Origin of the sequence: Ruminococcus champanellensis 18P13 = JCM 17042 (assembly GCF_000210095.1) — a bacterium.
Lineage (GTDB): Bacteria > Bacillota > Clostridia > Oscillospirales > Ruminococcaceae > Ruminococcus_F > Ruminococcus_F champanellensis.
This window is the reverse complement of record NC_021039.1, coordinates 2,492,833-2,519,133: the sequence shown is the minus strand read 5'-3', so window position 1 is coordinate 2,519,133 and position 26,301 is coordinate 2,492,833. Positions and strand designations below refer to the sequence as shown.

Here is a 26,301-nt window from a genome sequence, read left to right as displayed (position 1 = left end):
ATGTGCACATGCCCGCAAAACAGGCTGCATGCCGTGAAAGGAGCCAGTGGCAACGCCACGATCAATATGGACGCATACACAGGAACAAATGCAAAGGAGCTGCGGAAGTCCCCCAAGGGGTTCATTACCCTGGTATTGAGCATGGTAGTCGTGCTGGGGGCTGCCTACGGGCTGACCAAGATCAACAATTCCTTTCAGGATATCAAGGGGCAGAACGCCGGGGACAGCCAGGTGGTGGTCACCACGCCCACAGCGTCTCCCAACGACCCCAACGCAGTGATCTACAGCAGTGAGAACATTGCCAACACCGCTTTGCAGGCGGGGGATCTGATCCTGGTGAACAACGATGTGAAGTATACCGAGGGTCAGGACACGGACGAGCTGGTCAGCATATACGACAACAAGAACGACGCCTACTACGTCAGCTCCATTGAGTTACAGCTGCGCAAGCGCTGCGTGGTGGCATGGAACAAGCTGATGAACGATTTCCGGGCAGCCACCGGTCTGGACAATATCCAGGTGGTCACCGGCTATCGGACGGAGGAGATGCAGCAGGAGCTGTACAACAAGAACAAGGCGTCCGGCAACGTGTCCAAGCCCGGCTATTCCGAGCATCAGACCGGGCTTGCCTTGAACGTGAACCTGTTCTACAGCAAGTATTCCGAGGAGTTCACCGGGGAAGGGGATTACGCCTGGGTGGACGAGCACTGCGCCGAGTATGGGTTTATCCCCCGGTACCAGGCATCCAAGGAATCCGAGACCGGCATCGGGGCGGAAACCGGTCACTACCGGTATGTGGGCATCCCCCATGCCACCTATATGATGGAGCAGAAGCTGTGCCTGGAGGAATACATCCGGCAGCTGTACAATTACACCTACGAAGGGGAGCATCTGAAGCTCCAGACCGGGGATGGCAAGCAGTATGAGGTCTACACTGTGCCGGCGGATCTGACCAATACCTCCACCTCCGTGCCGGTGCCGGCGGATCTGGACTATACCATTTCCGGCAACAATCAGGATGCCTTTATTGTGACGGTGGAGCTGAAGGATACGGGCAGCACCTCCGTTGCCACGGAGCCTGCCACGGAGGAGCCCACCGACCCGGCAGATACCCCGGCGGAATGATTCCAACAAAAGAAAGCGTGATGCTTTTGCATCACGCTTTTTCTGTTTCATAAGGCGCTGCTGCCTTTTGCAGCCGCACATCCACCATAGCGTCCACCAGTACCCCATCCGGGGTGTATTCCTCCGAGAACAGCTTGCCGCTGCTGCGGATCTCGTTCAGCAGACTGCCCTGGGAGAAGGGGAGCAATAGCCGCATGCGCCGTGCAGGATCCGGCAGCGCCTTTGCCAGTGCCGCCAGCAGCTGATCCATGCCCCGGTTCTCCTTGGCGGAGATCAGCACTGCATTCCGGGTTTCCGGGGCGAATGCCAGTTCCTCCGGCAGCAGGTCGCACTTGTTGAACACAGTGACCACCGGGATCCCGTCACAGCCCAGTTCCGACAGCAGATCCAGAGTGACCTGTGCCTGTTCCTCGCAGTTTTCCGCAGAAGCGTCGCAGATATGCAGGATCACGTCCGCATTGGCAGCCTCCTCCAGGGTGGATTTGAACGCCTCCACCAGGTGGTGGGGCAGCCGCCGGATCAGTCCCACCGTATCCACCAGCATCAGGCTTCTGCCGTCCGGCAGTTCGATGGCACGGGAGGTGGTTTCCAAAGTGGCGAACAGCTTGTTTTCCGCCAGTACCCCTGCATCCGTCAGCAGGTTCAGCAGGGTGGATTTCCCCACGTTGGTATACCCCACAATGGCGCACACCAGTACGCCGTCCTTCTTCCGGCGGCTCCGGGCATAGGTGCGGCGTTTTTCGATCTCCTTCAGCTCCGCCGACAGGTTGGAGATCCGGGTGCGGATATGCCGTTTGTCGGTTTCCAGCTTGGTTTCGCCGGGGCCTCTGGTGCCGATGCCGCCTCCCAGCCGGGATAGCTGGATGCCCATGCCTGCCAGCCGGGGCAGCCGGTACCGCTGCTGGGCAAGCTCCACCTGGAGCCGTCCCTCATGGGTGGTGGCACGCTGGGCGAAAATGTCCAGGATCAGCATGGTACGGTCAATGGTATGCACGCCGCAGGCATCCTCAATGTTCCGGATCTGGGTGGCGGTCAGCTCATGGTCAAAAATGATCTGGTCGATATCCCCGGACTGGCACAGCTGCGCCATTTCCTCCAGCCGTCCCGGGCCGATGCAGGTGGCGCTGTCAAAGGCGGGACGCTTCTGGACGATCCGGGCGGCAGTGTCCGCTCCGGCAGTGTCCGCCAGTTCCTCCAGCTCATCCAGGGACTGCTCTGCGTCATACTCTCCCGTATCCACCGCTGCCAGCAGCACCCGGGGGCGTTTTGCTTCCGTTTCGATCATGGATCAGTCTCCTTCGGTAATGATGGCTTCCAGCGCCAGCTCCATCATGGCGGTAAAGCTCTCCTGCCGCTCCTGGGCACTGGTGGATGCCCCCGTCAGCGGCAGATCCGACACGGTGGCGATGCACAGGGCCTGCTTCCCGGCACGGGCGGCGTTCATATACAGGGCGGCAGCCTCCATTTCCACTGCCAGTACGTTCATTTTCTGCCACTGGGCGGTGGAATTGCTGTCGTCGTAGAAGGTATCGCTGGACAGCAGGTTTCCCACATGCCAGTGCAGGTTCAGCTGCCGGGCATGGGCTGCGGCAGCCTCCAGCAGGGCAAAATCCCCGATGGGCGCATAGGTGCCGGGGAGCCCGTACTGGCTTGCATAGCTGCTGTTGGTGCATGCACCCTGTCCCAGCACAATGTCCCGGAGCTGCACCTGGGGAGCGATGCCGCCGGCGGTGCCTACCCGGATGATTTTCTGTACGTTGTAGGTGTGGAACAGCTCATAGGAGTAGATGCCGATGGAGGGCATGCCCATGCCGCTGCCCTGGACGGATACGGGAACGCCCTTATAAGTGCCCGTAAAGCCCAGCATATTCCGCACCCGGTTGTAGCACACCGGATGCTCCAGATACTGTTCTGCGATAAACTGCGCCCGCAGGGGATCTCCGGGCATCAGCATCCGGGGTGCGATCTCTCCCGGATTTGCCTGATTGTGGGGTGTCGCCATGTTTATTCCTCCTTTCGGGCAGGTGCGCCCTGATAGCGATAGCTTGCAAAGTCGAAATGCACCAGTTTCATAATGAACCGGGACATTTCCGCCGTCTCCGTCAGAACCCGCATGACGGTTTCCTCATCCAGCCGCAGCAGGAAGTCTGCCGGGTACCTGGCTTCAATGTAGAACCGGTTCAGCATGGAGGCACGATCCAGCCACTGTCCGAAGTGGGGATCCTCCTGCATGGCCTGCTTGCACAGCCAGGGCAGGTTGTGTCCGTCGTATAATCTGTGCCGCCGGTACAGCAGGTAGCCCTTGATCGCCTTTTCAATGGCCTGCTGACAGTGGAACGCCACCGTGTTGTAGCACAGGGGCTGGTCGATCAGCTCGTTTGCCGCAAGCAGGTCGATATTGGCGTAATACAGCCAGTCGAAATACCGCTTGCTGTCATTGTCCCGATACCCCCGGCTCATAGCAGCACACTCCCGGTCTGGGCGATCTTCCAGGCAAAGGTGCGCTGATCGGCGCAAAGGGTGTTCCACTCGCTTTCCCGGTACAGCACCAGGTCGAAGGGATAGTCGCAGTCCACCTTGGCGTACAGGGCGCATTCCAGCTCGGAAATGCTCTCCACCTTATCGGATACCACCAGTGCCAGCTTGAAGCTGACCAGCGTCCCGGCGGTGTCCTCCTTGCGGCTTACCAGATAGATGTGCTTGGGGGAACAAATGTTCCCGATTTCATTTGCGACAGTTTGAATTTCCGGATGCATCCTCAGCACTCCTTTCAGTTTATAGAAATCTTTGGGTATAGACGCAAACGCCCACAATCAGAAACAGCAGGGCTGTTGCCAGACCCGACAGCAGCAGCTTCCACTTGGGTATCAGTACATAGGTATTCTTCCGCCGGGTCGTTTTTGCAGACATCACCACGACCTGCCTGCCGATGGCAATATAGGGGCGGGAGCCGTCTGTCTGTGCCACGGGCAGATACCAGATGCTGCCGTCCCTGGTGCGGACAGTAAGCTGGATCCCGTCGTTGTCAATTACGGTGCCGGGTTTGGCGACTGCCAGCAGGTACAGGGTGATCCCCAGCACGAACAGCCCCAGCACTTCCCAGAATATTACGCCGAGCATAGCGTCACCTCTTTTTCAATTATGGCAACACTGCACAATCTGTGTGTGATGCCGCCTTAAAATATACTGCCCACGGCGCAGCCCAGGAATATCAGGGCGATGCATACCGTCCACAGTACCAGACTGCGCTTCGGGAGCAGGGAGTAGTGCAGGTTCCAGCGCCGCATGACCTCCGGCAGCACCGTGATCTCCTTGCCGATGGCAATGTAGGGTCGGTCGCCGTTTACCCGTGCCACCGGCAGCTGCCGGATCCGGTCGCCCCTGGTGCGTACTGTGATCTGAATGCCGTCGTTGTGGATCACCGTGCCGGCTTGGGCGTCATGGAGCAGACAGACGGTCAGCCCCAGCATGAACAGCCCCGGCAGGCTCCAGAAGATCACGGCGATCATGGGACTATCTCCCCGTCGATCATGACCCATTCCGGCTCGGTGAGAAAGCCCAGGGGATCCTGCCGGTAGCATTGCAGATCCGCATCCTTTCCGGGGGTGATGCTGCCCACCCGGTCGTCAATGCCTGCCAGCTTTGCCGCCCCCAGGGTAATGGCATACAGTGCAGCATCGTAGGGCAGACCGCCCTTCACCGCCGCTGCCGCCGACAGGGGCAGGTACTGGAGGGGCACCTCCGGATGATCCGTGCAAATGGCGATGGGCACCCCGTTCCGGTGCAGCGCTGCGCCGTTGTGCAGCTCTGCATGGTTCAGCTCCGGCTTGCACCGGTCGCACAGCAGGGGGCCGATGATGACCCCGGTTTTTTCCGGTGCCAGCAGGTCGGCGATCAGATGCCCCTCCGTGCCGTGTATCAGCACCGGATCCAGAGAAAATTCCTTTGCAATCCGCAGGGCGGTGAACATATCGTCCGCCCGGTGGCAGTGGAAGAAAGCCTTGCATTCTCCCCGGAGCAGGGGCAGCAGCGCCTCGTGCTTGGCATCAAATTCCGGTGCGTCCAGGTTTTCCGGATCCGCTTCATGGGCGGCAAGGTCGGAGCGATACCGCCGTGCAGCCGCCAGCCCCTCCCGGATCAGCGCCGCCGTTGCCATCCGGGTAATGGGGGTCTCGTCCCGGTCGTTGTATACGGACTTGGGGTTTTCACCCAGGGCGAATTTCACCCCGGCAGTGCGGATCAGCATGCTGTCGATTCGCCGTCCCGCCGTCTTGATGGCGGCAATTTGTCCGCCGCAGGCGTTGGCACTGCCCGGAGAGCTGAGCACAGCGGTGATGCCCCGACGCCGTGCCTCTGCAAAGCATCGATCCATGGGGTTGATGCCGTCAATGGCACGGAGCTGGGGGGTGAAGGGGTCGCTTGCCTCGTTGCAGTCGTCCCCCTCAAAGCCGATGCCGTTTTCGATGATGCCCAGATGGGTGTGGGCGTCCACAAAGCCCGGCAGCAGCATGCCTCCTGCCAGATCCCGATCCTCCGGGCCGGGAACGATCTCCCCCTGTCCCAGTTCCGTGATCTTTCCGTCCTGAATGGACACCCAGCCGTTTTCGATGGGTTCCCGATCCATGGGGTAAATATGTGCGTGATACAGCTTCATTCGATCCGAATCCTTTCTGCAATCTGTTCCGGGGTGTCCTTGGGCAGCACCGGGATCACCAGATCCGCATGGTCGTGGTATCGCTTGTACCGGAGCCGGTATAGACGTAAAAGCTCCTTGCGTGTGCTGGAGAGTGCAATGGGGCGGTTGGGGTCACTGTGGATCCGGTCGTAGCACATGGAGAAGGGCACATTCAGCAGTACGATCTTGCCGTAGCAGTGGGCAAGCTGGGCGTTTGCCTCAAACACCAGGGTGCCGCCGCCGCATGCGATCACCGAGCCACGCTGTCCCCGGCTCACATCCTGAAGCAGAAAATGCTCCAGATTCCGGAAAAACGATTCTCCCTTCTGCTGGAAGATATCCGGGATCCGCATGCCCATTTTGGCAACGATCAGGTCGTCCAGATCAATAAAGGGACAGTGGAGCTGCTGCGCCAGTACCCGTCCCACGGTGGATTTGCCGCAGCCCATAAAGCCGCAGAGGTAAATATTGTCCTTCATGGGTGCGCCTCCTGCCGGGCAAGCTGTGCCTGTGCCTGTCGGGTCAATGCGGCAAGGTCGGCTTCCGAAAACTGCGCCCCGTACCAGATCTCCTGGGCGCATGCCGCCTGCTGCACCAGCATGTCCATGCCGCCCACTGTGGGGATGCCTGCTTGCCGGGCAAGCTCCATGAGCCGGGTCTGCTCCGGGTTGTAAATGGCATCAAAGACGGCGCCGCACCGGCGGATCACCGCATCCGGCACCGGACAGCCCTCTGTGTGAGGGAACATACCCACGGGAGTGGAATTGAGCAGCAGATCAAAGTCCCCGGAGATCTCCCCGAAGGGCAAAAGCTGCACACCAGCCGCCGGGTATGCTTTTCGCAGATGGGCGGCGAGGGCGGTCAGCTCCGGCTTTTCCGGATTCCGCACCCCAATGGTCAGCTGCGCCCCCGCCGTGGCAGCCTCCGTCGCCATCATTCTCCCGGCACCGCCGCAGCCCAGCAGCAGCACCCTGCCTCCCAGGGAAAAGTCCCGGACAGCGTGGAGAAAGCCGGTGCAGTCCGTGTTGTATCCGGTCAGGGTGCCGTCCGGCTCCCGGCGAACGCAGTTGACAGCGTTGTATCGGGCGGCGGATGGATCCAGCCGATCCAGCAGGGGAATGATCCGCTCCTTATAAGGTATGGTCACGTTCCAGCCCAGGTAGCCGGTCATATCCTGTACCTGCTGCTCCATGGTTTCCGGGGCAAGATCCAGCAGCCGGTAGGAGGCATCCTTCCCACCAAGGGCAAACAGCGCCTTGTGCAGGAAGGGGGACATGGAATGCCCCAGGGGATGCCCGATCAGTCCGTATGCTTCAGACATGTTACAGTTTCCTCCAGCGAATCCGGGTCGGTGACGGTGTGCATGTCCACGTCCTTCAGAGTCTGCTTCACAAAGGAGGTGAGCACCTTCTTGGGGCCAAGCTCAATGTAGGTATCAAACCCGGCGGCATGCAGGTTCTGCAATTCCTGGGCAAAGCGAACCGGGCTGACGCAGTGCTTTGCGCAGTACTGTGCCATATCCGTGCCCTCCGCCAGAGGTTCTCCGGTGAGATTGGTGTAGAAGGGGACGGTGGGAGGCGCAAAGGGGATGGCGGTAAAGGCTGCGGCAATGGCGTCCGCTGCCGGTTGCATCAGCTTGCTGTGGAAGGCAGCCGCCACCGCCAGGGGCACGGCTCTTGCCTTTTCCGCTGCGCATGCCTTTGCGGCAGCGTCCACTGCCTGCCGCTCGCCGGCGATGACGGTCTGTGCCGGGGAGTTGAAATTCACCGGTACCACATAGCCCGGGGTCTGGGCGCAGATTTCCCCGATGCGCTCCGCCGGCATCCGGAGAATGGCGTACATGCCGCTGTCCTGGGACTTTGCCGCTTCATCCATGGCTTGCGCCCGGATCTTCAGCGCCCGGAAACCGTTTTCCGCCGTCAGCATGCCGCAGGCGGTCATGGCAGCGTATTCCCCCAGAGAGTGGCCGCATACTCCTTCGCAGGCAATGCCCCGCGCCTTCAGCGCCTCCAGGCAGATCAGCTCCGTGGCGTAAATGGCAGGCTGTGCGTGGCAGGTTTCCGCCAGAACTGCATCCTCCCCCTCCAGGCACATTTTTTTCAGATCAAAGCCCAGAATGTCACTGCCCGCCTCGTAAATGGCGGACGCCTCCGGCAGCATGGCGGCAAGCGCCGCTCCCATGCCGGAAAACTGGCTGCCCTGGCCGGTGAAAAGTAATACGTTTTTCATAAGTAGATGCCTCCTGTGCATGCAGCGCATTGTAAAAACTGAACAATCATTCGCTTTATTTGGTGAGAAATCCCGTTGATTTTTACGAATTTGCATAAGCCAACTGAAATTTGCCCACCTGTCTTGCAATTGCGCTGAAAATGGATTAAAATAGTCTTGAAAATAGTTAATCAGGTAAAGTATTTTTGCTTGCCTGATGGAATTGCCTATAGTTACTATACCACAAACAGTAAGAAAACACAACAGGGAGGAGTGGTTTTTTTGACCGGAATCCGCATTGCCGGAACGGGACGGTATGTTCCCCCGCTGACTGTGGACAACAACGCATTTGCTGCATTTCTGGATACCAGCGACGAGTGGATCCGCAGCCGCACCGGCATCGTCACCCGGCACATTTCCGACGGGGAGCCAAGCTGGTACATGGGCTTGCAGGCTGCCCGGCAGGCACTGGAGGCAGCAGGGATCAGCGGCCAGCAGCTTGGACTGATCATCGACACCACCGTGACCCCGGATTATGTGACCCCTGCCACCGCCTGTGTGATCCAGCGGGAGCTGGGCGCCGTGAACGCCATGGCGTTTGATGTCAATTCCGCCTGCACCGGCTTTGTATGCGGGGTGGATATGGCGGCACGGTACCTTGCCACCGACCCGGAGCTGTCCTATGTGCTGGTGGTATCCAACGAGAACCTGTCCCGGATCACGGACTTTTCCGATCGCTCCTCCTGCATCCTCTTTGGAGACGGGGCAGGGGCATGTGTCCTGGAGAAAAAGCAGGGACTGTACAGCGCTTACATGATGGCGGACGGCACCGGAGTCACCAGTCTGTATGCCAACGCAAACCGACGGCTCAGCCTGTTCTCCAAGGGGGAGCATGCAGTGCCGGAGGAGACGGATCCCCAGGGGGATTTTCTGCGGCAGGAGGGCAGAGCCGTGTATCGCTTTGCCACGGAAGCCATGCCCCGGGCGGTACAGCAGGTGCTGGACAAGGCAGGCATGACGGCGGCGGAGATTGACCTGCTGATCCCACACCAGGCGAATCTGCGGATCATTGAAACCGCCGCAAAGAAGCTGCAATTTCCCATGGAGCGGATCATGGTGGATCTGGACAAATACGGCAACACCTCCAGCGCCTCCATCCCCATTGCTTTGGACGAGGCAGTCCGCAGCGGCAGGCTGAACCGGGGCGACCGGGTGTGCCTGGTAGGATTTGGCGCAGGACTCACCATGGGTGCGGTATTATTTGAGTATTAAGGAGGGTCAATCCATGAAAACCAGAATCACGGAGCTTTTGGGGGTACAGTATCCCCTGCTGCAGGGGGGCATGGCGTGGATCGCAGACAGTCAGCTGGCTGCGGCAGTGTCCAATGCCGGAGGCGTGGGTCTCATCGCCGGAGGAGCTGCCCCGGTGGATTATATCCGGGATCAGATCCGGAAGGCAAAGGAGCTGACGGATAAGCCCTTTGGCGTCAATATTATGCTTATGAGTCCCAATGCGGCAGACCTTGCCCAGATGGTCATTGACGAACAGGTGCCGCTGGTCACCACTGGTGCAGGCAGTCCCGGCAGATACATTCCCGCCTGGAAGGAAGCCGGTATCAAGGTGATCCCGGTGATCCCCACCGTGGCACTGGCAAAGCGTATGGAGCAGGCAGGAGCGGACGCAGTGATCGCAGAGGGCACCGAGTCCGGCGGTCACATCGGGGAGATCACCACCATGTGCCTGGTGCCCCAGGTGGTGGACGCTGTGCAGATCCCGGTGATCGCCGCCGGGGGTATTGCAGACGGCAGAGGCGTGGCAGCAGCCTTCATGCTGGGGGCGCAGGGGGTACAACTGGGGACCCGGTTCTTAGCGTCCACCGAGTGCAACATTCACGAAACCTATCAGAAGCTGGTGCTTTCCGCAAAGGATACGGACAGCATCGTCACCGGCAGATTCACCGGTCATCCCTGCCGGGGTATCAAGACCAAGTTCTCCCGGGGCCTGCTGAAATTTGAGCAGAACGGCGGCACCCCGGAGGAGTTCGAGCGCATGACCGTCGGGGCGCTGCGGAAGGCGGTGCAGGACGGCAACGTGGCGGAAGGCTCCTTCCTGTGCGGCGCCATTGCCGGCATGATCCATGAGGTCAAGCCCTGCAAGGAGATCGTAGAGGAGATTTTTGCACAGGCACAGCAACTGCTGGGGAGTACGGCAGTGGGCAGGGAGGTGGAAGCATGATCGCACTGGTAACAGGCGCATCCCAGGGCATCGGGGCAGCCATTGCCCTGCGGCTTGCAAAGGAAGGCTATACGGTGGCGGTGCATTCCTCCAACCGGCAGGAAAGCCGGCAGAAGGCGGAGCAGATCGCACAGCAGTGCCGGGAGCTGGGGGCGGAGGCTGCATGCTTTGCGGCGGACGTGTCCGACTATGCCCAGTGTGACGCGCTCATCAAGGATGTGAAGGCGGCATACGGCAGACTGGATGTGCTGGTGAACAACGCCGGTATCACCCGGGACAATCTGCTGCTGCGCATGAGCGAGGAGCAGTATGACGCAGTCATCGCCAGCAACCAGAAAAGCGTGTATATGCTGATGAAGCTGGCAGGGAGCATCATGCTCCGGCAGAAAAGCGGCAGGATCATCAACATGGCATCAGTAGCAGGGCTGTACGGAAATATGGGGCAGTGCAACTACAGCGCCTCCAAGGGGGCGGTGATCGCCATGACCAAGACGGCGGCAAAGGAGCTGGGAGCACGGGGCATTACGGTCAACGCCATTGCACCGGGCTTTATCGAGACACCCATGACCGACAGCATGACCGACCAGCAGAAGGAAGCCATTCTGTCCCGGATCACTCTGGGACGTGCCGGAACGCCGGAGGATGTGGCAGCGGCAGTGGCATTCCTTGCAGGAGAGGGCGGCAGCTATATCACCGGACAGGTGCTGGAAGTGTCCGGCGGCATTGTAATGTAAGAAAGGAGCAGCTATGCATAGAGTAGTGATTACCGGCATGGGGGCAGTGACTCCCTTTGGCACCGGGGTCAAGCCCCTGTGGGATGGGGTTGTGGAAAACCGGCTTGCCATTACCCCCATTGATACCTTTGACGCATCCCCCCTTAGTGTGCATTTCGCCGGACAGGTGCATGACTTTGACCCCGCCGGCTGTCTGGACAAGAAGGATGCCAGAACCATGGAGCGGTTTACCCAGTTTGCGGTGGTTTCCGCCCTGGAGGCGCTCCGGGACAGCGGCTATGACATTGCCGCCGCAGACCCCTACCGGGCAGGCTGCATTTTCGGCGTAGGCGTGGGGGGCATCGGTCTGACGGAGCAGGAATACAGCCACTTCCGGGACGGGGGCGTCAGCAAGATTTCCGCCCGGTATGTGCCCATGATGATCGCCAACATGGCGGCAGGCACCGTGGCTATGAAAACCGGCTTCAAAGGGGCGAATTTTGCCACCGTGACCGCCTGTGCATCCTCCACCCACGCCATCGGCGAGGCATTCCGGAAGATCAAGGACGGCTATCTGGACTGCTGTCTGTGCGGCGGCTCGGAAAGCGCACTGACTACCTTCACCCTGGCTGGCTTCCAGAATATGCGTGCTCTCACCAAGACAACGGAGCTGTCCAAGGCATCCATCCCCTTCGACAAGGAGCGCAGCGGCTTCGTCATCGGGGAGGGTGCCGGGGCGCTGATGCTGGAGTCCTACGAATCCGCCGTGGCACGGGGCGCAAAAATCTACGCAGAGGTATGCGGCTACGGGGCGACCTGTGATGCCTATCACCAGACCGCACCGGCACCGGACGGGGAAGCTGCCGCAGCAGCCATGCGGATGGCATATGAAGAAGGGGGACTGGGGGCAGAGGATATCGACTATATTAACGCCCACGGTACCTCCACCGGTCTGAACGATGCCAGCGAGACTGCCGCCATCAAGGCTGCCTTCGGGGAGCACGCATACAAGCTGAAGGTGAACTCCACCAAGTCCATGATCGGGCATCTTCTGGGAGGTGCCGGGGCGGTGGAAGCCATTGTGACCGCTAAATCCGTGGAAACCGGGCTGATCCACCGGACGGTGGGCTATACCACGCCGGATCCGGAATGCGACCTGGATTACTGCGGCAGCGGCAACGTGACCGGAACTGTCCGGGCGGCTCTGACCAACAATCTGGGCTTTGGCGGACACAACGCATGCCTGTGCATCCGGCAGGCGTAGGAGGATACAACTATGGAAAAACTATTCGGACAGTTTGATCCGGAGCTGCTGGAGCGGCTTGCCCGGATCCTGCGGGACAATGATCTGGGGGAGCTGACCCTGGAGGATGGGGACAAGAAGCTGACCATCAAGGGAAAAAAGCCTGCCCCCATGCCTGCCCCCATGGGTATGCCCCCGGTATACCCCCCGGCGGCTCCCCAGGAGGATGCCCCGACAGCACCGGCTGCGGTATCGGGCACCTGGGTGAAGGCACCCTTGGTGGGGACTTATTATGCAGCATCCTCTCCGGAAAGCGAGCCCTTTGTGACCGTTGGCAAGCGGGTGAAGAAGGGGGACGTGCTGATGATCATCGAGTCTATGAAGCTGATGAACGAGGTGCTCTGCGAGCAGGAGGGCACCGTGGCAGAGATTCTGGTACAGAACGGGGATGCGGTGGAATTTGACCAGCCCATCCTGCGGATAGAATAGGAGCGGCATATGGCAGTACTGATGGATCGGGCGCAGATCATGGAGCTGATCCCCCACCGGGATCCCTTCCTGCTGATCGATGAGATCAACGAAATGGAGCCGGGTGTGCGCTGTGTGGCAACCAAGCACATGACGCCGGAGGAATTCTGGTTCAAGGGGCATTTTCCCGGCATGCCGGTGACACCCGGCGTACTGCTGGTGGAAATGATGGCGCAGGCTGGTGCGGTTGCCATGCTGGCATTGCCCCGGAATAAGGGCAAGATCGGGATGTTCTCCGGCATCGACAAGGCGAAATTCCGCCGGCAGGTGGTGCCGGGGGATACCCTGCGGCTGGAGGTTTCCATTGTGAAGAATCTGGGGCGCATCGGCGTAGGCGAGGGTACGGCTTATGTGGGGGATGAGGTAGCAGCCTCCGCCCAGATCAAGTTCGTGCTGGTGCCCCCTGTGGAGCAGGAGTGAGGAGAGCCATGCTGAAAAAGGTTTTGATCGCCAACCGGGGCGAGATCGCAGTGCGGATCATCCGTGCCTGCCGGGAGCTGGGGATCCGCTGCGTGGCGGTGTATTCCACCGCCGACCGGCATGCGCTGCATGTGCAGCTGGCAGACCAGGCGGTGTGCATCGGCAAGCCTGCTGCCCGGGACAGCTACCTGAAGGCGGACGCTTTGCTGACTGCCGCCAGGATCACCGGCTGTGATGCGGTGCATCCGGGCTTCGGCTTTTTGTCCGAGGATGCGGATTTTGCCCGGCAGTGCCGGGAGGCAGGGCTGATTTTCGTGGGGCCCTCCCCGGAAGCCATTACCCTGCTGGGGGATAAGGCACGGGCAAAGCAGACCATGCAGGCGGCAGGGGTGCCGGTGATCCCCGGCTCTGACGGGATCGTGGCTGACCTGGCATCCGCCAAGGAGATTGCCGCAAAGATCGGCTATCCCCTGCTCATCAAGGCGTCCGCCGGAGGTGGTGGGCGGGGCATCCGTCCCGTGTACCGGGAGGAGGAGCTGGAAAGCCAGATGCGCACCGCCTCCGAGGAGGCAGCCTCCTGCTTTGGCTGTGCGGATGTGTACATGGAACGGCTGCTGCTGCATCCCAGACATGTGGAGGTGCAGATTCTGGCGGATTCCCAGGGCAATGTGGTGCATCTGGGGGAGCGGGACTGCAGTATGCAGCGGCGCAAGCAGAAGCTGATGGAGGAAAGCCCCTGTGCCATTCTTTCTCCCGCCCTGCGTCAGCAGATGGGGGATGCGGCAGTCCGGGCGGCAAAGCAGTGCGGCTTTACCAATGCGGGTACGGTGGAATTTCTCACCGACGGGAAGGAATTTTTCTTCATGGAGATGAATACCCGGATCCAGGTGGAGCATCCTGTAACCGAGGCGGTCACCGGCATTGACCTGGTGCAGGCACAGTTGCGGATCGCCGCCGGGGAGCCGCTGGGTTTTACCCAGTCCGACGTACAGATCCGGGGGCATGCCATTGAGTGCCGGATCCTGGCGGAAAATCCGGCGGAGAACTTCCGCCCCTGTCCCGGTGTGATCCAGGGGCTGTACATGCCGGGAGGGCCCGGCGTGCGGGTGGATTCCGCCATCTATCAGGGCTGTCAGATTCCGCCCTTTTACGATTCCATGCTGGCGAAGCTCATCGTCCATGCACCCACCCGTGCCCAGGCCATTGCCAAGATGAACTGGGCGCTGGCGGAATTTCTGGTGGACGGGGTGGATACCAACATCGACATGCAGTTGGAGCTGATCCGCAGTGATGCCTTCCGCAGCGGCACCTACGATACGGGCTATCTGGCAGAGCTGGAGAAGAAGGGTGGTGCAGGCAATGCTTGAGGAACTGTTTTCCCAGGTGCGGAGCCGCCTGTCCGATGAACCCAAGCGGCCGCCGGAGGAAACCTACAAGTGCCCCCGGTGCCGCACGGTAAGTCCCCTGTCCTCCTTTGAGGCTTCGGATCATGTATGCCCCCACTGCAGCTTCCATGACCGGCTCAATGCCCCGTCACGGATCATTCTCACGGCGGATCCCGGCTCCTTTGTCCAGGCGGATGCCCGTATGCGCAGCTGCAACCCCATCGGCTTTCCCGGCTATGAGAAAAAGCAGATGGTGCTTCGGGCGAATACCGGGCTGACGGACGCCATTATCACCGGAGACTGCCGGATCGGGGGAATCCCGGTGACGCTGGCGGTAATGGATCCCCGGTACATGATGGGCAGTATGGGCAGCGTGGTGGGGGAGAAGCTCACCCGTGCCTTTGAGCATGCCACCAAAGCGGGACTGCCCATCATCGTGTTCACCGCATCCGGCGGCGCACGGATGCAGGAGGGCATGGTGTCCCTGATGCAGATGGCGAAAACCTCCGGGGCAGTGGCACGGCACAGTGCCGCAGGGCTGCTGTACATCACCGTGCTGACGGATCCCACCACCGGCGGCGTGACCGCCTCCTTTGCCTCCCTGGGGGATATCATCCTGGCGGAGCCAAAGGTGCTTATCGGCTTTGCCGGCAGACGGGTCATTGAGAATACCATCCATCAGCGGCTGCCGGAGGGCTTTCAGCTGGCAGAGCATATGCTGGAACAGGGCTTTGTGGATGCTATTGTATCCCGGCGGAACATGCGCCAGACCCTGGAGCAGCTGCTGCGGCTTCACGGCTACGGGGAGGTGAAGGCATGAACGAACGGACAGCGTGGGAACGCTTACAGTTGATCCGCAACCCGGCACGGCCTACGGTGCGGGATTACATCCCCCGGATCTTCACGGAGTTTTTCGAGCTTCACGGAGATCGGCTTTTCGGGGACGACGGAGCGTTGCTGGGAGGCATCGGCAGGCTGGACGGCACGCCGGTGACGGTGCTGGCACAGGTGAAGGGCAGGAACCTTGCGGAAAACAAGGCAGCCAATTTCGCCATGCCCCACCCGGAGGGCTACCGGAAGGCGCTGCGGCTTGCCAAGCAGGCGGAGAAATTCCGCCGGCCGGTGATCTGCCTGATCGACACACCCGGCGCCTTCTGCGGCATCGATGCGGAAAACCGGGGACAGGGCGAGGCGATTGCCCGGAATCTGGCGGAATTTATGCAGCTTCGCACCCCGGTGGTTTCCGTGGTGCTGGGAGAAGGGGGCAGCGGTGGCGCCCTGGCGCTTGGGGTGTGCGATGCCCTTGGTATGCTGGAAAACGCCCTGTATTCCGTGATCTCCCCCCGTGGCTTTGCCAGCATCCTCTGGAAGGACGGCAGCCGGGAGAAGGAAGCCTGTGAGCTGCTGCACATGACAGCGGAGGATATGCTGACCCTGGGGGTGGCGGACGGGATCATTCCGGAGCCTGCCGGAGGGGCGCACAACGATATAGACAAAATATCGTCGGCGCTGCACGAATTTTTGTCCATAAAAATTCAAGAAAATTTGCGAAAAGATATTGACGTTTTGCTGGAAGAACGCTATACTAAGTTTAGAAAAATCGGCGCCTTCCGGGAATGACCGGAGCGTGGGTTCAATGCGCCCTGTGGCGTGAAATATATTTTTGGAGGAAATACTATGACATTCGATAAGCTGAAGGCGATTATTGTGGAGCAGTTTGACGTGGACGAGGCACTCGTTACACCGGAGGCTGACATGCAGGAGGATCTGGGCATCGATTCTCTGGACGTTGTGGATCTGATCGTAATCATTTCCGAGGAGTTCGACATTGAGATCCCGGACGAGGCTGTGGACAATATCAAGACCGTAGGCGACATCGTTGCTTACATCGACAGCCAGCAGGCTGAATAACGCCGCAAAGGGTACCGGATTTTCGGTACCCTTTCTGTTTCTGTACGCAAAAAGCCGCCCCGTATCAGCATACGGAGCGGCTTGCTTTGTTTGCTTTAGTCTGCCATCAGGCGAACCATGACCGCCTTCTGGGCGTGGAGCCGGTTTTCCGCCTCCTCAAAGATCTCCTTGGCGTGTTCCTCAAAGACCTTGGCAGTGATCTCCTCCTCCCGGTGTGCCGGCAGGCAGTGCATCACCATAGCGTCCGGCTTGGCAGCCGCCATGATCTCGTCGTTGATCTGGTACCCTGCAAAGGCAATGCGGCGCTTTGCGATCTCGCCCTCCTGCCCCATGGATGCCCACACATCCGTCAGCAGGATATCTGCGTCCTTGGCAGCCTCCAGGGGCACATCGGTAATGGAGAAGCCCGGATCCTTCTGTGCAAAGTCCATAACCATGGGATCCGGCCGGTAGCCCTCCGGGCAGGCAACGGAAACCTGCATACCAACCTTCAGACCCCCTACGATCAAGGAGTTTGCCATGTTGTTGCCGTCGCCGATGTAGCACATTTTCAAGCCGTCAAAGCTGCCCTTGAATTCCCGGATGGTCATCAGATCCGCCAGCACCTGGCAGGGGTGGGACAGGTCGGTGAGCCCGTTGATGATCGGGATGGAGCCGTACTCCGCCAGATCCTCCACCTCTTTCTGGGCGAAGGTGCGGATCATAATGCCGTCAATGTACCGGGACAGTACCCGTGCGGTATCCTCCACCGGCTCGCCTCTGCCGATCTGCAGATCGTCCGCCGACAGGAACAGAGCATGACCGCCCAGTTGGTACATACCGGTTTCAAAGGAAACTCTCGTCCGGGTGGATGCCTTCTGGAAGATCATACCCAGAGACTTGCCCTTGAGCATGGGGTGGGGAATGCCGTGCTTGAGCTCGTATTTCAGCTGATCCGCCAGGTTCAGAATGTCAATGATCTCCTCCTGGCTCATGTCCAGCATTTTCAGTAAGTGCTTCATAAGTAAACCTCCGTCATTTCTTGTACTTGTAAAAGGAAAAGTCGATGCACACCGCAAACAGTACCAGTGCGTCGTCAAATTCCTTGTCGTTGATCGTCATCTCAAACTGCACATCCCCCTTGGGCATGGGCTGGGAGAGGATGCTGCCAATGTTCACATCATCCTTTGTAAGCTCGAACCGCATCCGGTTCTGGCTCTTGAGCCAGTAGGTACCCATATTGCCCTGTCCTACGATGGAAGGATCCAGGAACCGGGACTTGCACTTGACCATAATATATGGCTTTCCGTCCAGCAATATGTCAAAGGAGGGATGCTTTTGAGAAAAATCGCTTGTCATGGTGTACATTTCGTAGCCGCTTGCGTCAAACAACTGCATTTTGCCGCCAAAGCCCTTTTTCTTAATGGTATAAATGATACGGCCCTTTTCGTCCTGTACGTTGTATTTGCTTCCCTTGGGTATGATGTAAAGAACCATATAAGCGTTTCCCTCCCCCGATGCAATGCATTGATGTTCGTCAGTCTTACTGGCTCAGGCACTCCTTGAGAATCGCAAGACCGCTGTCCAGCTCCCCGATGGTGATGTTCAGCGGCGGGAGCAGCCGCACCTTATCCTTCGCCGTCAGCACCAGCAGACCCCGCTGGAAGGCTGCCTGCTTCACGTCCGCCGCCTGTTTGGTTTTCAGCGTCAGCCCCAGCATCAGACCCAGACCGGTGATCTCCGTGACCTCCTGGCAGTCCCGGAGGGCGGCACGGATGTGAGCGCCCTTTGCCAGTACCTGTGCCAGGAAATCCGGCTTTGCCACCTGTTCCAGCACCGCAAGCCCGCCGGCGCAGACCACCGGATTGCCCCCGAAGGTGGAACCGTGCATGCCCTTGGTGAGCACGTCAGCGCATTTGCCGTTGGCAAGGCATGCACCGATGGGAAGACCGCCGCCCAACCCCTTGGCAAGCGTGGTGATGTCCGCCTTCTTGGCGTACTGCTCTCCTGCCAGGAAGGTGCCGGTTCTGCCCACGCCGGTCTGAACCTCGTCAGCGATCACCAGAATATCCCGCTTTGCGCAGAAATCGTAGAGCTGATCCACATACTTGCTGTCCAGGGGCACCACGCCCCCTTCGCCCTGGATGTATTCCAGCATCACGGCGCACACGTTGTTGTGCATCTTCTTGAGCAGATCGTCAATGTCGTTGGCTTCGGCGTACACAAAGCCCTCCGGGAAGGGGAAGAAGTAGTTGTGGAAGCAGTCCTGCCCGGTGGCGCTCAGGGTCGCCATGGTTCTGCCGTGGAAGGAGTTGCGCAGGGTGATGATCACATTTCTGCCTGCGCCGTATTTATCAAAGCTGTATTTTCTTGCCAGCTTAATGGCGCATTCGTTGGCTTCTGCGCCGGAATTGCCGAAGAACACCCGCTTATAGCCGGTGATCTGGCACAGCCGCTCTGCGAAATCCGCCTGTACTTTTGTGTAGTAGTAATTTGAAGTGTGCTGCATGCGGCGAACCTGGGCGCACACTGCGTCCGCCCAGGCAGGATCGCAGTACCCCAGGCTGTTGGTGCCGATGCCGCTGCCGAAATCCAGGTAGCGCTTGCCGTCCTCATCGGTACAGGTTCTGCCGCTGCCGGATTCCATCACCAGGGGCAGCCGGTCATAGGTCTGCATCACATGGCTGTCAAACTGTTCTATTGTATCCATTCGGATAATCTCCTTTGCTGTGGGGATTGCTTTTTGTGCAATTTACCCTGCATTCTTATTTTACCCCGACACAGGAAAAATTGCAATGCTTTAGTTTATGAACAAGTCAATACTTTTGCGTCTTATTTGAACTGGGTGCCGATGCCCTCGTTGGACAGCAGCTCAATGAGGATGGAGTGGGGGATCCGGCCGTCGATGATAACGGTCTTGTGTACGCCCCGGCGTACTGCCTCCACGCAGCAGTCGATCTTGGGGATCATGCCTCCGGAGATGATGCCCTGCCGCTTTAAGAAGGGCACCTCGCTGACGTTCACAAAGGGCATCAGCGTGGAGGGGTCGTCCTTGTCCCGCATCAGTCCTGCAATGTCCGTCATGAGGATCAGATTTTCCGCCTTCAGCTCTGCGGCGATCCGTGCTGCCGCCGTGTCCGCATTCACGTTGTAGGTCTGACCGGACTTGCTGCTTGCCACCGTGGCGATCACCGGCACATACCCACCGTTCAGCGCATCCAGAATGGGCTTGGTGTTCACGCTGACGATGTCACCCACATAGCCCAGATCCTGCTCGCTTTCTACCTTTTCCGCCATGAGCATCTGCCCGTCAATACCGCACAGACCCACTGCGCTGCCCTGATGCTCCGCCAGAAGGGCAACCAGCTCCTTGTTCACCTTGCCGGCAAGCACCATCTTCACCACGTCCACGGTTTCCTTGTCCGTGTACCGCAGCCCGCCGATGAACTTACTTTCAATGTTCAGCCGCCGGAGCATATCGTTGATTTCCGGGCCGCCCCCGTGTACCAGAACAACCTTGATGCCCACCAGGGACAACAGCACGATATCGCTCATGACCGCCTGCTTCAGCGCCTCGTTGGTCATGGCGTTGCCCCCGTACTTGACCACCACGATCTTGCCGTTGTATCGCTGGATATGGGGCAGGGCGTCGATCAGAATCTTTGACCGGACAGAATTCGGGATGTTTTCAGGAATTTCCATATGTATCACTCCAAGTTGTTTGATATTGCAGCCGTTCGGGCTTATGACCGATAGTCGCCGTTGATCTTTACATAGTCATAGGTCAGATCACAGCCCCAGCACACTGCACTGCACAGACCGCTGTTCAGATGGATGCAGATCCGGATCTCCTCCGGCTCCAGGATCCTTGCAGCCTCCTCCTCGGAGAAGTCCGGGATCACGCCCTTCCGGCATGCGGCGATTCTGCCGTTCTCGGATGCCACGTCAATGTCCAGCTTTTCCAGGTCAAAGTCCGCCTGGGCATACCCGGCGGCACAGGCGATTCTGCCCCAGTTGGCATCCCTGCCGAACATTGCGGTTTTCACCAGACTGGAGGTAATCACGCTCTTTGCCACGATCTCCGCCGTCTTTTCGTCCGGCGCACCCTCGCACAGGCAGGTGATGAGCTTGGTGGCGCCCTCTCCGTCCCGTGCCATCATCCGGGCAAGGTTCAGCAGGATCACATACAGCGCCTGCTTGAAGGTGTCGTAGTCTGCATTGGCGGTGCGGATGGGGGCATTGTCTGCCTTACCGTTTGCCAGCACGCAGACCATATCGTTGGTGGAGGTGTCCCCGTCCACGCTGACCCGGTTCAGCGTCAGCTTTACCACATCGGACAGAGCCTGCTGGAGCAGTGCCGGGGCAATGTCCGCATCCGTGGTCAGGAAGGTCAGGGTGGTTGCCATGTTGGGGTGGATCATGCCGCTGCCCTTGAGCATGCCCCCCAGCTTGCAGGGTTTTCCGCCCAGGGTGAAGGACACGGCGATCTCCTTGGGCATGGTGTCGGTGGTCATAATTGCCTCCACTGCGGCAGCATTTCCCTTGGGATTCAGCCCCTTGCACAGCTCCGGTACGGCTGCGGCAATGGGCTCGATGGGCAGCACCTGTCCGATGACCCCGGTGGATGCCACGATGATCTCGCTTTCCTCCAGCTTTAAGGCATCCGCCGCTAGCTGACACATTTTTGTTGCCTTCTCCACTCCGTCCGGGTTGCAGGTGTTGGCGTTGACGGAGTTGACGATCACCGCCTGGGCGGTGCCGTTTTTCAGATGCTCCCGGGTCACCAGAATGGGTGCGCCCTTGACCTTGTTGGTGGTGTAGACCGCTGCGGCAGCGCAGGGTACCTCTGCGTAGATCACTGCCAGGTCATGTTTCTTCTTCCCGGCGGTGGGGGAGGGAGCGTCCTCGCTGAGCGCCTTGTGGGCAAGACCGCACTGGATGCCGTTTGCCAGAAAGCCCTGTGCAGCGCAGACCCCTCCCTCCACAAATGTATAGCCGTCAAATTTCTGAAGCTTCATGGCTGCTTACTCCTTTTCATACACCGAGGTCAGACCGGTATCCTCCGGCGCCCCGATCATCAGATTCATACACTGGACTGCCGCACCGGATGCGCCCTTGCCCAGATTGTCCAGCCGTGCGCATAGCAGGATCCGGTCATGGTTGCCGCAGACGAATACCTCCAGGTCATTGGAGCCTGCAAGGGGATTTGCGGACATGAACCCATCCGGCAGCACGTCGCTGCCCTGGAGGGCGGTCACATGCACAAAGCGCTGGTTTGCATAGTGGGCGGCAAATGCGGCATGCACCTGCTCCGGGGTCACTGCCTTGGGCAGCAGCCGGGTCAGGATGGGCACGCACACGATCATGCCGTTGAAAAAGTCGCAGATGATGGGATTGAACATGGGGGGATAGGCAAGCCCGGAAATTTTCTGCATTTCCGGCATATGCTTGTGGGTCTGCCCCAGGGCATAGAGCCGGGGTGCGTCAAAGCAGTTGTCCCGGTTCGGATCCGTATACTGGGCAATTGCCTTTTTGCCGCCGCCGCTGTAGCCGGACAGGGCGTATGCGGTCACCGGGTAATCCGCCGGCAGGATCCCGGCCTGTACCAGGGGATACACCAGGGAAATGAAGCCGCTGGCATAGCAGCCGGGCACAGCCACTCTCTGGCTGGTGCGGATCCTTTCCCGGTGCGCTGGGCTCAGCTCCGGAAAGCCGTATGCCCAGTCCGGATTGGTCCGGTGGGCGGTGGATGCGTCAATGATCCGGGTATTGCTGCCCTCTGCCAGGGCTACCGCCTCCACAGCGGCAGCGTCCGGCAGGCACAGAAAGGTAATGTCCGACTGGTGGATCAGCCGCTTCCGCTCTGCGTTGTCCTTCCGCTTTTCCGGGTCGATCTTCAGCAGGGCAATGTCACTGCGGCCATCAAAGCGCTCCAGGATCTTCAGTCCCGTGGTGCCCTCCTGTCCGTCAATATAAACCTGAACCGGCATAAATCATTCTCCTTTGTGTTGATCCGGATCCCTGGGGCATTTCCATACGCTGATGGCAAGGGTTGCAACGAACACGGCGATCAGCCAGCCCCGGGATACCCAGATATTGTTGTTGTCAAACACGAACAGCAGCAGGATCTCTCCTGCCAGATATGCCAGTACCGCCAGGGTACACAGCAGCAGGATGAATTTCAGCTGTCTGCCCTTCATATGCCCCAAGCCTCCATCTGTGCCCGGGTCAGATCGATCTGCCGCCGGACGGATTCCGGTGCAGGACCGCCCTCGGAACGGCGCTCCCGGACGCAGGTGTCCAGACTGATGGCATGGTACACGTCCTCGCCGAACAGAGGGTGCATTTCCCGGTACTGCTCCAGGGGCAGGGTTTCCAGAGTCAGCCCCTGCCGGATGCATGCGGCAACCAGGGTGCCGGTAATCTTATAGGCATCCCGGAAGGGCAGCCCCTTCTTCACCAGATAGTCCGCACAATCGGTGGCGTTGATAAAGCCCCGGGCGGCGGCGGCACGCATATTGTCCTTCAGCACACGCATGGTGGCAAGCATGGGGGTAAAGGTTTTCAGGCACAGCTTCACGTTGTCGATGGCGTCGAAGATGGCCTCCTTGTCCTCCTGCATATCCTTGTTGTAGGCAAGGGGCAGCCCCTTCAGCATAGCCAGCAGGGTGGTCAGATCCCCCACCACTCTGCCGGTCTTGCCCCGGATCAGCTCGGTGATATCCGGATTCTTCTTCTGGGGCATGATGGAACTGCCGGTGGCGTAGGCATCGTCCAGCTCAATGAACTTGAATTCCCAGGAGCACCAGAGAATGATCTCCTCGGAGAACCGGGACAGGTGGGTCATCAGCAGCGCCAGGGCGTTTGCCAGCTCCACGCAACTGTCCCGGTCGGATACCCCGTCCAGACTGTTTGCCATGGGGGCGGTAAAGCCCAGCAGCTTTGCGGTCTGCTGCCGGTCGATGGGGTAGGTGGTGCCTGCCAGGGCGCAGCTGCCCAGGGGACAGTAGTTCATGCGCTTTTCCGTATCCAGCAGCCGGTCATAATCCCGCAGCAGCATCTGGGCATACGCCATCAGGTGATGCCCCAGGGTAATGGGCTGTGCCCGCTGCAGGTGGGTGTATCCGGGCATGATGGTGTCCAGGTGCTGCTGTGCCAGATCGCACAGGGTATGCAGCAGCTTTGCGGTCAGACTGCGGATCTCTCCCATTTCCTCCCGCAGATACAGCCGGATATCCAGTGCAACCTGGTCATTCCGGGAACGAGCGGTGTGGAGCCGCTTGCCCACATCCCCCAGCCGCTTGGTCAGCTCTGCCTCCACGAACATGTGGATATCCTCCGCCGTGGGATCCAGCTCCAGTTCCCCGGATTCCAGATCCGCCAGGATCCCCTGCAGCCCCTCTATGATCTGCCGGCTGTCCTCTTTAGAGATGATGCCGCAGTCCCCCAGCATGGTGGCGTGGGCGATGCTGCCGGTGATATCCTGCTTGTACATTCTGCCGTCAAAGGCGATGGAGGAATTGAAGGCGTTGACGGTTTCGTCAACCTCCTTGGAGAATCTTCCTGCCCATAATTTTGCCATAGCCCTCTTCCTTTCTCCGGGTATCAGTTTGCCAGGTCTGTATCGGATTTGGTGTAGCCGGTGAGATCCGGCATCACCAGCTTGCTTTCGTCACAGGTGCCGGTGAGGGTAGTGAATTCCATGCTGGAAATCTCCGTGCCTTCCATGCTGGTGCTGATGGACAGCAGATCCCCGGTGGCAAGGTCAAAAATATATGCCGCCTCGGATTGGTCAAGCTGATAGGTTTCCTTCACGCAGTCCTTGCCCTTTACGGTGACAAATTCCGCCTTGTCCAGGGTCAGATCCTCCGCATTGCCGGTAATCTGTCCCATGCCGCTTTCCTCCATGTACTCCTCCAGATCCAGTCCTTCGTCCTTGACGGAATACATCTTCTCCACCGGCAGCAGGGTGTAGCAGGCGTCCTTGTCCCAGTACATGATAATGGAATAGGTCTCGCCGCCCCCGGACATGGTGACCTCCGAGTACATGGCATTCTTTGCCTTGGAGTAGGTGGTGTAGATCTGATAGTCCAACTGGGTGCCCAGCATGGACATACGCATGGAGCAGTCCATGGTCAGAGCCTCGTCGGAATACCGCTCGGAAAATTTCTTGCAGTAGGAATCCCCATAGCTGGTGGGCAGCACTGCATCCTTGGGGTCTGCCTTTGCTTCGGTGGCAGCCTCTGTTGCCCCCTCTGTTGCAGCAGCCTCTGTAGTAGCCGCTGTTGACTCCGTTGCCCCCTGTGCGGATGCTTCTGTGGAAGCGGGGGTGGATGCTTCCGTGGTTGCAGCGGTGGAATCTGCGCTGCTGTCCTCGCCGCATGCGGTCATGCCCAGCGCCAGAGTCAGGGCAAGGATGCCGACAGCCAATCTGTTGTGTTTCATAAATAATATCCTCCTATATGTTTGTTAGGGCAGCACCCCACAAGCCCTGTGCGGTATTGCCTGTGGGTTCTGTTGCGGCAACATCCCACAGAAGCGTGTCTGTGGATTGTTGCCAAAACAGAAAAAACACAGGGGGCGACAGAGTCTGCCGCCCGTGCTGTGTATGTATCCTTCCGGGTAAATTACTTGTTGTTCCGCTTCTGATCCAGCTTTGCCTTGACCTTGATGGGCAGACCGAACAGGTTGATGAATCCGGCGCTGTCCTTCTGGTTGTATACATTGTCGGCGTCGAAGGTGGCAACCTCCTCATCGTACAGGGTGTAGGGAGAAGTAACGCCGGCGTTGATGATGTTGCCCTTGTACAGCTTCAGCTTTACGTCGCCGGTGACGGTTTCCTGGGTCTTGTCCACAAATGCGCTCAGCGCCTCACGCAGAGGTGTGAACCACTGACCGTTGTATACGATGTCAGCGAACTTGATGCCCAGGTACTGCTTCATCCGTGCGGTTTCCTTATCCAGGCAGATGGTCTCCAGCACCTCGTGTGCGTGGTAGAGGATGGCGCCGCCGGGGGTTTCGTACACGCCTCTGGACTTCATGCCCACCAGACGGTTCTCCACCAGGTCAGCCAGACCGATGCCGTTCTCGCCGCCCAGCTTGTTCAGTGCGGAGACCATACCCACACCGTCCAGCTCCTTGCCGTCCAGCATGGTGGGTACGCCCTTTTCAAAGTGGATGGTGATGTAGGTGGGCTTGTCGGGCGCCATTTCCGGAGAAACGCCCAGCTCCAGGAAGCCCGGCTTGTTGTACTGGGGCTCGTTTGCCGGATCCTCCAGATCCAGACCCTCGTGGGACAGATGCCACAGGTTCTTGTCCTTGGAGTAGTTGGTTTCCCGGTTGATCTTCAGGGGAATGTTGTGAGCCTCTGCGTAATCGATCTCCTCGTCCCGGGACTTGATGCTCCAGATTCTCCAGGGTGCGATGATCTCCATATCCGGTGCAAATGCCTTGATGGCAAGCTCAAACCGAACCTGGTCATTGCCCTTGCCGGTGCAGCCGTGGCAGATGGCGTCAGCCCCCTCCGCCAGTGCGATCTCAGCAATGCGCTTTGCGATAATGGGCCGTGCAAAGGAGGTGCCCAGCAGATAGCGGTTCTCGTAAACTGCCCCTGCCTTCACGGTGGGGTATACATAATCTTCGATGAATTCCTTCTTCAGATCTGCAACGATCAGCTTGGATGCGCCGGTCTTCTTTGCCTTTTCCTCCAGACCGTCCAGCTCGGTGCCCTGCCCTACGTCGCCGGATACTGCGATGACCTCGCAGTTGTTGTAGTTTTCCTTCAGCCACGGAATGATGATGGATGTGTCCAGACCGCCGGAGTATGCCAGTACGACCTTTTTGATTTCCTTTGCCATTGTTGAGAACCTCCTGTTTGA

The 26,301-nt window shown here is 59.2% G+C and carries 31 protein-coding genes; 11 read left to right on the top strand and 20 right to left on the bottom strand.

Going from position 1 to position 26,301, the window contains the following annotated elements:
* The first annotated feature begins 33 nt into the window (after window positions 1-33).
* Complete coding sequence (locus RUM_RS12255; RefSeq protein ID WP_054685389.1) at window positions 34-1,125, top strand: M15 family metallopeptidase; 1,092 nt, start codon at window positions 34-36, stop codon at window positions 1,123-1,125.
* A 31-nt stretch (window positions 1,126-1,156) separates the two neighbouring features.
* Here the strand turns inward: RUM_RS12255 and hflX are convergent, their stop codons facing one another.
* From hflX to RUM_RS11480, 10 genes are read right to left on the bottom strand one after another with little or no spacing between them, the layout of a single operon-like run.
* The gene (hflX, locus tag RUM_RS11525; protein WP_015559266.1) at window positions 1,157-2,410 is read right to left on the bottom strand and encodes a GTPase HflX; all 1,254 of its coding nucleotides are present in this window, start codon (window positions 2,408-2,410) and stop codon (window positions 1,157-1,159) included.
* A 3-nt stretch (window positions 2,411-2,413) separates the two neighbouring features.
* Window positions 2,414-3,127, bottom strand: a complete 714-nt coding sequence (gene deoD, locus RUM_RS11520) for a purine-nucleoside phosphorylase (RefSeq protein ID WP_015559265.1) — start codon at window positions 3,125-3,127, stop codon at window positions 2,414-2,416.
* A gap of 2 nt (window positions 3,128-3,129) precedes the next feature.
* Complete coding sequence (locus RUM_RS11515) at window positions 3,130-3,585, bottom strand: HEPN domain-containing protein (protein ID WP_015559264.1); 456 nt, start codon at window positions 3,583-3,585, stop codon at window positions 3,130-3,132.
* Complete coding sequence (locus RUM_RS11510; protein WP_015559263.1) at window positions 3,582-3,881, bottom strand: hypothetical protein; 300 nt, start codon at window positions 3,879-3,881, stop codon at window positions 3,582-3,584. The genes RUM_RS11515 and RUM_RS11510 overlap by 4 nt, the downstream gene beginning before the upstream one ends.
* Window positions 3,882-3,900: 19 nt before the next feature.
* A complete protein-coding gene (locus tag RUM_RS11505; RefSeq protein ID WP_015559262.1) occupies window positions 3,901-4,245 on the bottom strand; it encodes a hypothetical protein in 345 nt (114 codons plus the stop codon).
* Window positions 4,246-4,301: 56 nt separating this feature from the next.
* Window positions 4,302-4,634 (bottom strand): hypothetical protein, encoded by a 333-nt coding sequence (locus tag RUM_RS11500; RefSeq protein WP_015559261.1) that lies wholly within the window; start codon window positions 4,632-4,634, stop codon window positions 4,302-4,304.
* The gene (locus tag RUM_RS11495; RefSeq protein WP_015559260.1) at window positions 4,631-5,779 is read right to left on the bottom strand and encodes an amidohydrolase; all 1,149 of its coding nucleotides are present in this window, start codon (window positions 5,777-5,779) and stop codon (window positions 4,631-4,633) included. The genes RUM_RS11500 and RUM_RS11495 overlap by 4 nt, the downstream gene beginning before the upstream one ends.
* Window positions 5,776-6,279 (bottom strand): shikimate kinase, encoded by a 504-nt coding sequence (locus RUM_RS11490; RefSeq protein ID WP_015559259.1) that lies wholly within the window; start codon window positions 6,277-6,279, stop codon window positions 5,776-5,778. Before RUM_RS11490 ends, RUM_RS11495 begins: the two co-directional genes overlap by 4 nt.
* Window positions 6,276-7,121: a shikimate dehydrogenase family protein gene (locus RUM_RS11485; RefSeq protein WP_015559258.1), complete on the bottom strand. Its 846-nt coding sequence runs from the start codon at window positions 7,119-7,121 to the stop codon at window positions 6,276-6,278. The genes RUM_RS11490 and RUM_RS11485 overlap by 4 nt, the downstream gene beginning before the upstream one ends.
* Complete coding sequence (locus RUM_RS11480) at window positions 7,100-8,029, bottom strand: ACP S-malonyltransferase (RefSeq protein ID WP_015559257.1); 930 nt, start codon at window positions 8,027-8,029, stop codon at window positions 7,100-7,102. The genes RUM_RS11485 and RUM_RS11480 overlap by 22 nt, the downstream gene beginning before the upstream one ends.
* A 252-nt stretch (window positions 8,030-8,281) precedes the next feature.
* Here RUM_RS11480 and RUM_RS11475 point away from each other — a divergent pair, with 252 nt between their 5' ends.
* Genes RUM_RS11475 through acpP form a run of 10 tightly spaced genes read left to right on the top strand, consistent with a single transcriptional unit; the run spans window position 8,282 to window position 16,444 of the window.
* Window positions 8,282-9,280 carry a beta-ketoacyl-ACP synthase III gene (locus RUM_RS11475; RefSeq protein ID WP_049775551.1) on the top strand — a complete coding sequence of 333 codons (999 nt, stop codon included), beginning with the start codon at window positions 8,282-8,284 and terminating at the stop codon, window positions 9,278-9,280.
* A 13-nt stretch (window positions 9,281-9,293) separates the two neighbouring features.
* Window positions 9,294-10,244, top strand: coding sequence for an enoyl-[acyl-carrier-protein] reductase FabK (fabK, locus tag RUM_RS11470; protein ID WP_015559256.1), 951 nt, complete (start codon window positions 9,294-9,296; stop codon window positions 10,242-10,244).
* Window positions 10,241-10,978, top strand: coding sequence for a 3-oxoacyl-[acyl-carrier-protein] reductase (gene fabG, locus RUM_RS11465; RefSeq protein WP_015559255.1), 738 nt, complete (start codon window positions 10,241-10,243; stop codon window positions 10,976-10,978). Before fabK ends, fabG begins: the two co-directional genes overlap by 4 nt.
* Before the next feature lie 13 nt (window positions 10,979-10,991).
* Window positions 10,992-12,221, top strand: coding sequence for a beta-ketoacyl-ACP synthase II (fabF, locus tag RUM_RS11460; protein ID WP_015559254.1), 1,230 nt, complete (start codon window positions 10,992-10,994; stop codon window positions 12,219-12,221).
* A 12-nt stretch (window positions 12,222-12,233) separates the two neighbouring features.
* Entirely contained in the window at window positions 12,234-12,689 is a 456-nt protein-coding gene (accB, locus tag RUM_RS12930) for an acetyl-CoA carboxylase biotin carboxyl carrier protein (RefSeq protein ID WP_015559253.1), read from the top strand.
* 9 nt (window positions 12,690-12,698) lie between these two features.
* Complete coding sequence (gene fabZ / locus RUM_RS12925) at window positions 12,699-13,148, top strand: 3-hydroxyacyl-ACP dehydratase FabZ (protein ID WP_015559252.1); 450 nt, start codon at window positions 12,699-12,701, stop codon at window positions 13,146-13,148.
* A gap of 8 nt (window positions 13,149-13,156) precedes the next feature.
* On the top strand, window positions 13,157-14,515 hold the full coding sequence (gene accC, locus RUM_RS11445; RefSeq protein WP_015559251.1) for an acetyl-CoA carboxylase biotin carboxylase subunit: 1,359 nt from the start codon (window positions 13,157-13,159) through the stop codon (window positions 14,513-14,515).
* Window positions 14,508-15,353: an acetyl-CoA carboxylase, carboxyltransferase subunit beta gene (accD, locus tag RUM_RS11440; RefSeq protein WP_015559250.1), complete on the top strand. Its 846-nt coding sequence runs from the start codon at window positions 14,508-14,510 to the stop codon at window positions 15,351-15,353. The genes accC and accD overlap by 8 nt, the downstream gene beginning before the upstream one ends.
* Complete coding sequence (locus RUM_RS11435; protein WP_015559249.1) at window positions 15,350-16,153, top strand: acetyl-CoA carboxylase carboxyltransferase subunit alpha; 804 nt, start codon at window positions 15,350-15,352, stop codon at window positions 16,151-16,153. The genes accD and RUM_RS11435 overlap by 4 nt, the downstream gene beginning before the upstream one ends.
* A gap of 57 nt (window positions 16,154-16,210) precedes the next feature.
* On the top strand, window positions 16,211-16,444 hold the full coding sequence (acpP, locus tag RUM_RS11430) for an acyl carrier protein (protein WP_015559248.1): 234 nt from the start codon (window positions 16,211-16,213) through the stop codon (window positions 16,442-16,444).
* Window positions 16,445-16,539: 95 nt separating this feature from the next.
* On the opposite strand, the gene argF is transcribed toward acpP, so the two are convergent.
* The 10 genes from argF to RUM_RS11380 form a co-directional block, all read right to left on the bottom strand.
* The gene (gene argF / locus RUM_RS11425) at window positions 16,540-17,445 is read right to left on the bottom strand and encodes an ornithine carbamoyltransferase (protein ID WP_015559247.1); all 906 of its coding nucleotides are present in this window, start codon (window positions 17,443-17,445) and stop codon (window positions 16,540-16,542) included.
* A 13-nt stretch (window positions 17,446-17,458) separates the two neighbouring features.
* Window positions 17,459-17,920, bottom strand: coding sequence for an LURP-one-related family protein (locus RUM_RS11420; RefSeq protein WP_015559246.1), 462 nt, complete (start codon window positions 17,918-17,920; stop codon window positions 17,459-17,461).
* 46 nt (window positions 17,921-17,966) lie between these two features.
* Window positions 17,967-19,133 carry an acetylornithine/succinylornithine family transaminase gene (locus RUM_RS11415; protein WP_015559245.1) on the bottom strand — a complete coding sequence of 389 codons (1,167 nt, stop codon included), beginning with the start codon at window positions 19,131-19,133 and terminating at the stop codon, window positions 17,967-17,969.
* A gap of 122 nt (window positions 19,134-19,255) precedes the next feature.
* Window positions 19,256-20,125 carry an acetylglutamate kinase gene (gene argB, locus RUM_RS11410; RefSeq protein WP_015559244.1) on the bottom strand — a complete coding sequence of 290 codons (870 nt, stop codon included), beginning with the start codon at window positions 20,123-20,125 and terminating at the stop codon, window positions 19,256-19,258.
* A 41-nt stretch (window positions 20,126-20,166) separates the two neighbouring features.
* Window positions 20,167-21,441: a bifunctional glutamate N-acetyltransferase/amino-acid acetyltransferase ArgJ gene (gene argJ, locus RUM_RS11405; protein ID WP_015559243.1), complete on the bottom strand. Its 1,275-nt coding sequence runs from the start codon at window positions 21,439-21,441 to the stop codon at window positions 20,167-20,169.
* Between the two features lie 6 nt (window positions 21,442-21,447).
* A complete protein-coding gene (argC, locus tag RUM_RS11400) occupies window positions 21,448-22,413 on the bottom strand; it encodes an N-acetyl-gamma-glutamyl-phosphate reductase (RefSeq protein WP_015559242.1) in 966 nt (321 codons plus the stop codon).
* Between the two features lie 3 nt (window positions 22,414-22,416).
* Complete coding sequence (locus tag RUM_RS11395) at window positions 22,417-22,623, bottom strand: hypothetical protein (protein ID WP_015559241.1); 207 nt, start codon at window positions 22,621-22,623, stop codon at window positions 22,417-22,419.
* The gene (gene argH, locus RUM_RS11390; RefSeq protein WP_015559240.1) at window positions 22,620-24,005 is read right to left on the bottom strand and encodes an argininosuccinate lyase; all 1,386 of its coding nucleotides are present in this window, start codon (window positions 24,003-24,005) and stop codon (window positions 22,620-22,622) included. The genes RUM_RS11395 and argH overlap by 4 nt, the downstream gene beginning before the upstream one ends.
* Before the next feature lie 23 nt (window positions 24,006-24,028).
* On the bottom strand, window positions 24,029-24,868 hold the full coding sequence (locus RUM_RS12250) for a hypothetical protein (RefSeq protein ID WP_015559239.1): 840 nt from the start codon (window positions 24,866-24,868) through the stop codon (window positions 24,029-24,031).
* Between the two features lie 182 nt (window positions 24,869-25,050).
* Entirely contained in the window at window positions 25,051-26,280 is a 1,230-nt protein-coding gene (locus RUM_RS11380; RefSeq protein WP_015559238.1) for an argininosuccinate synthase, read from the bottom strand.
* Window positions 26,281-26,301 lie beyond the last annotated feature (21 nt).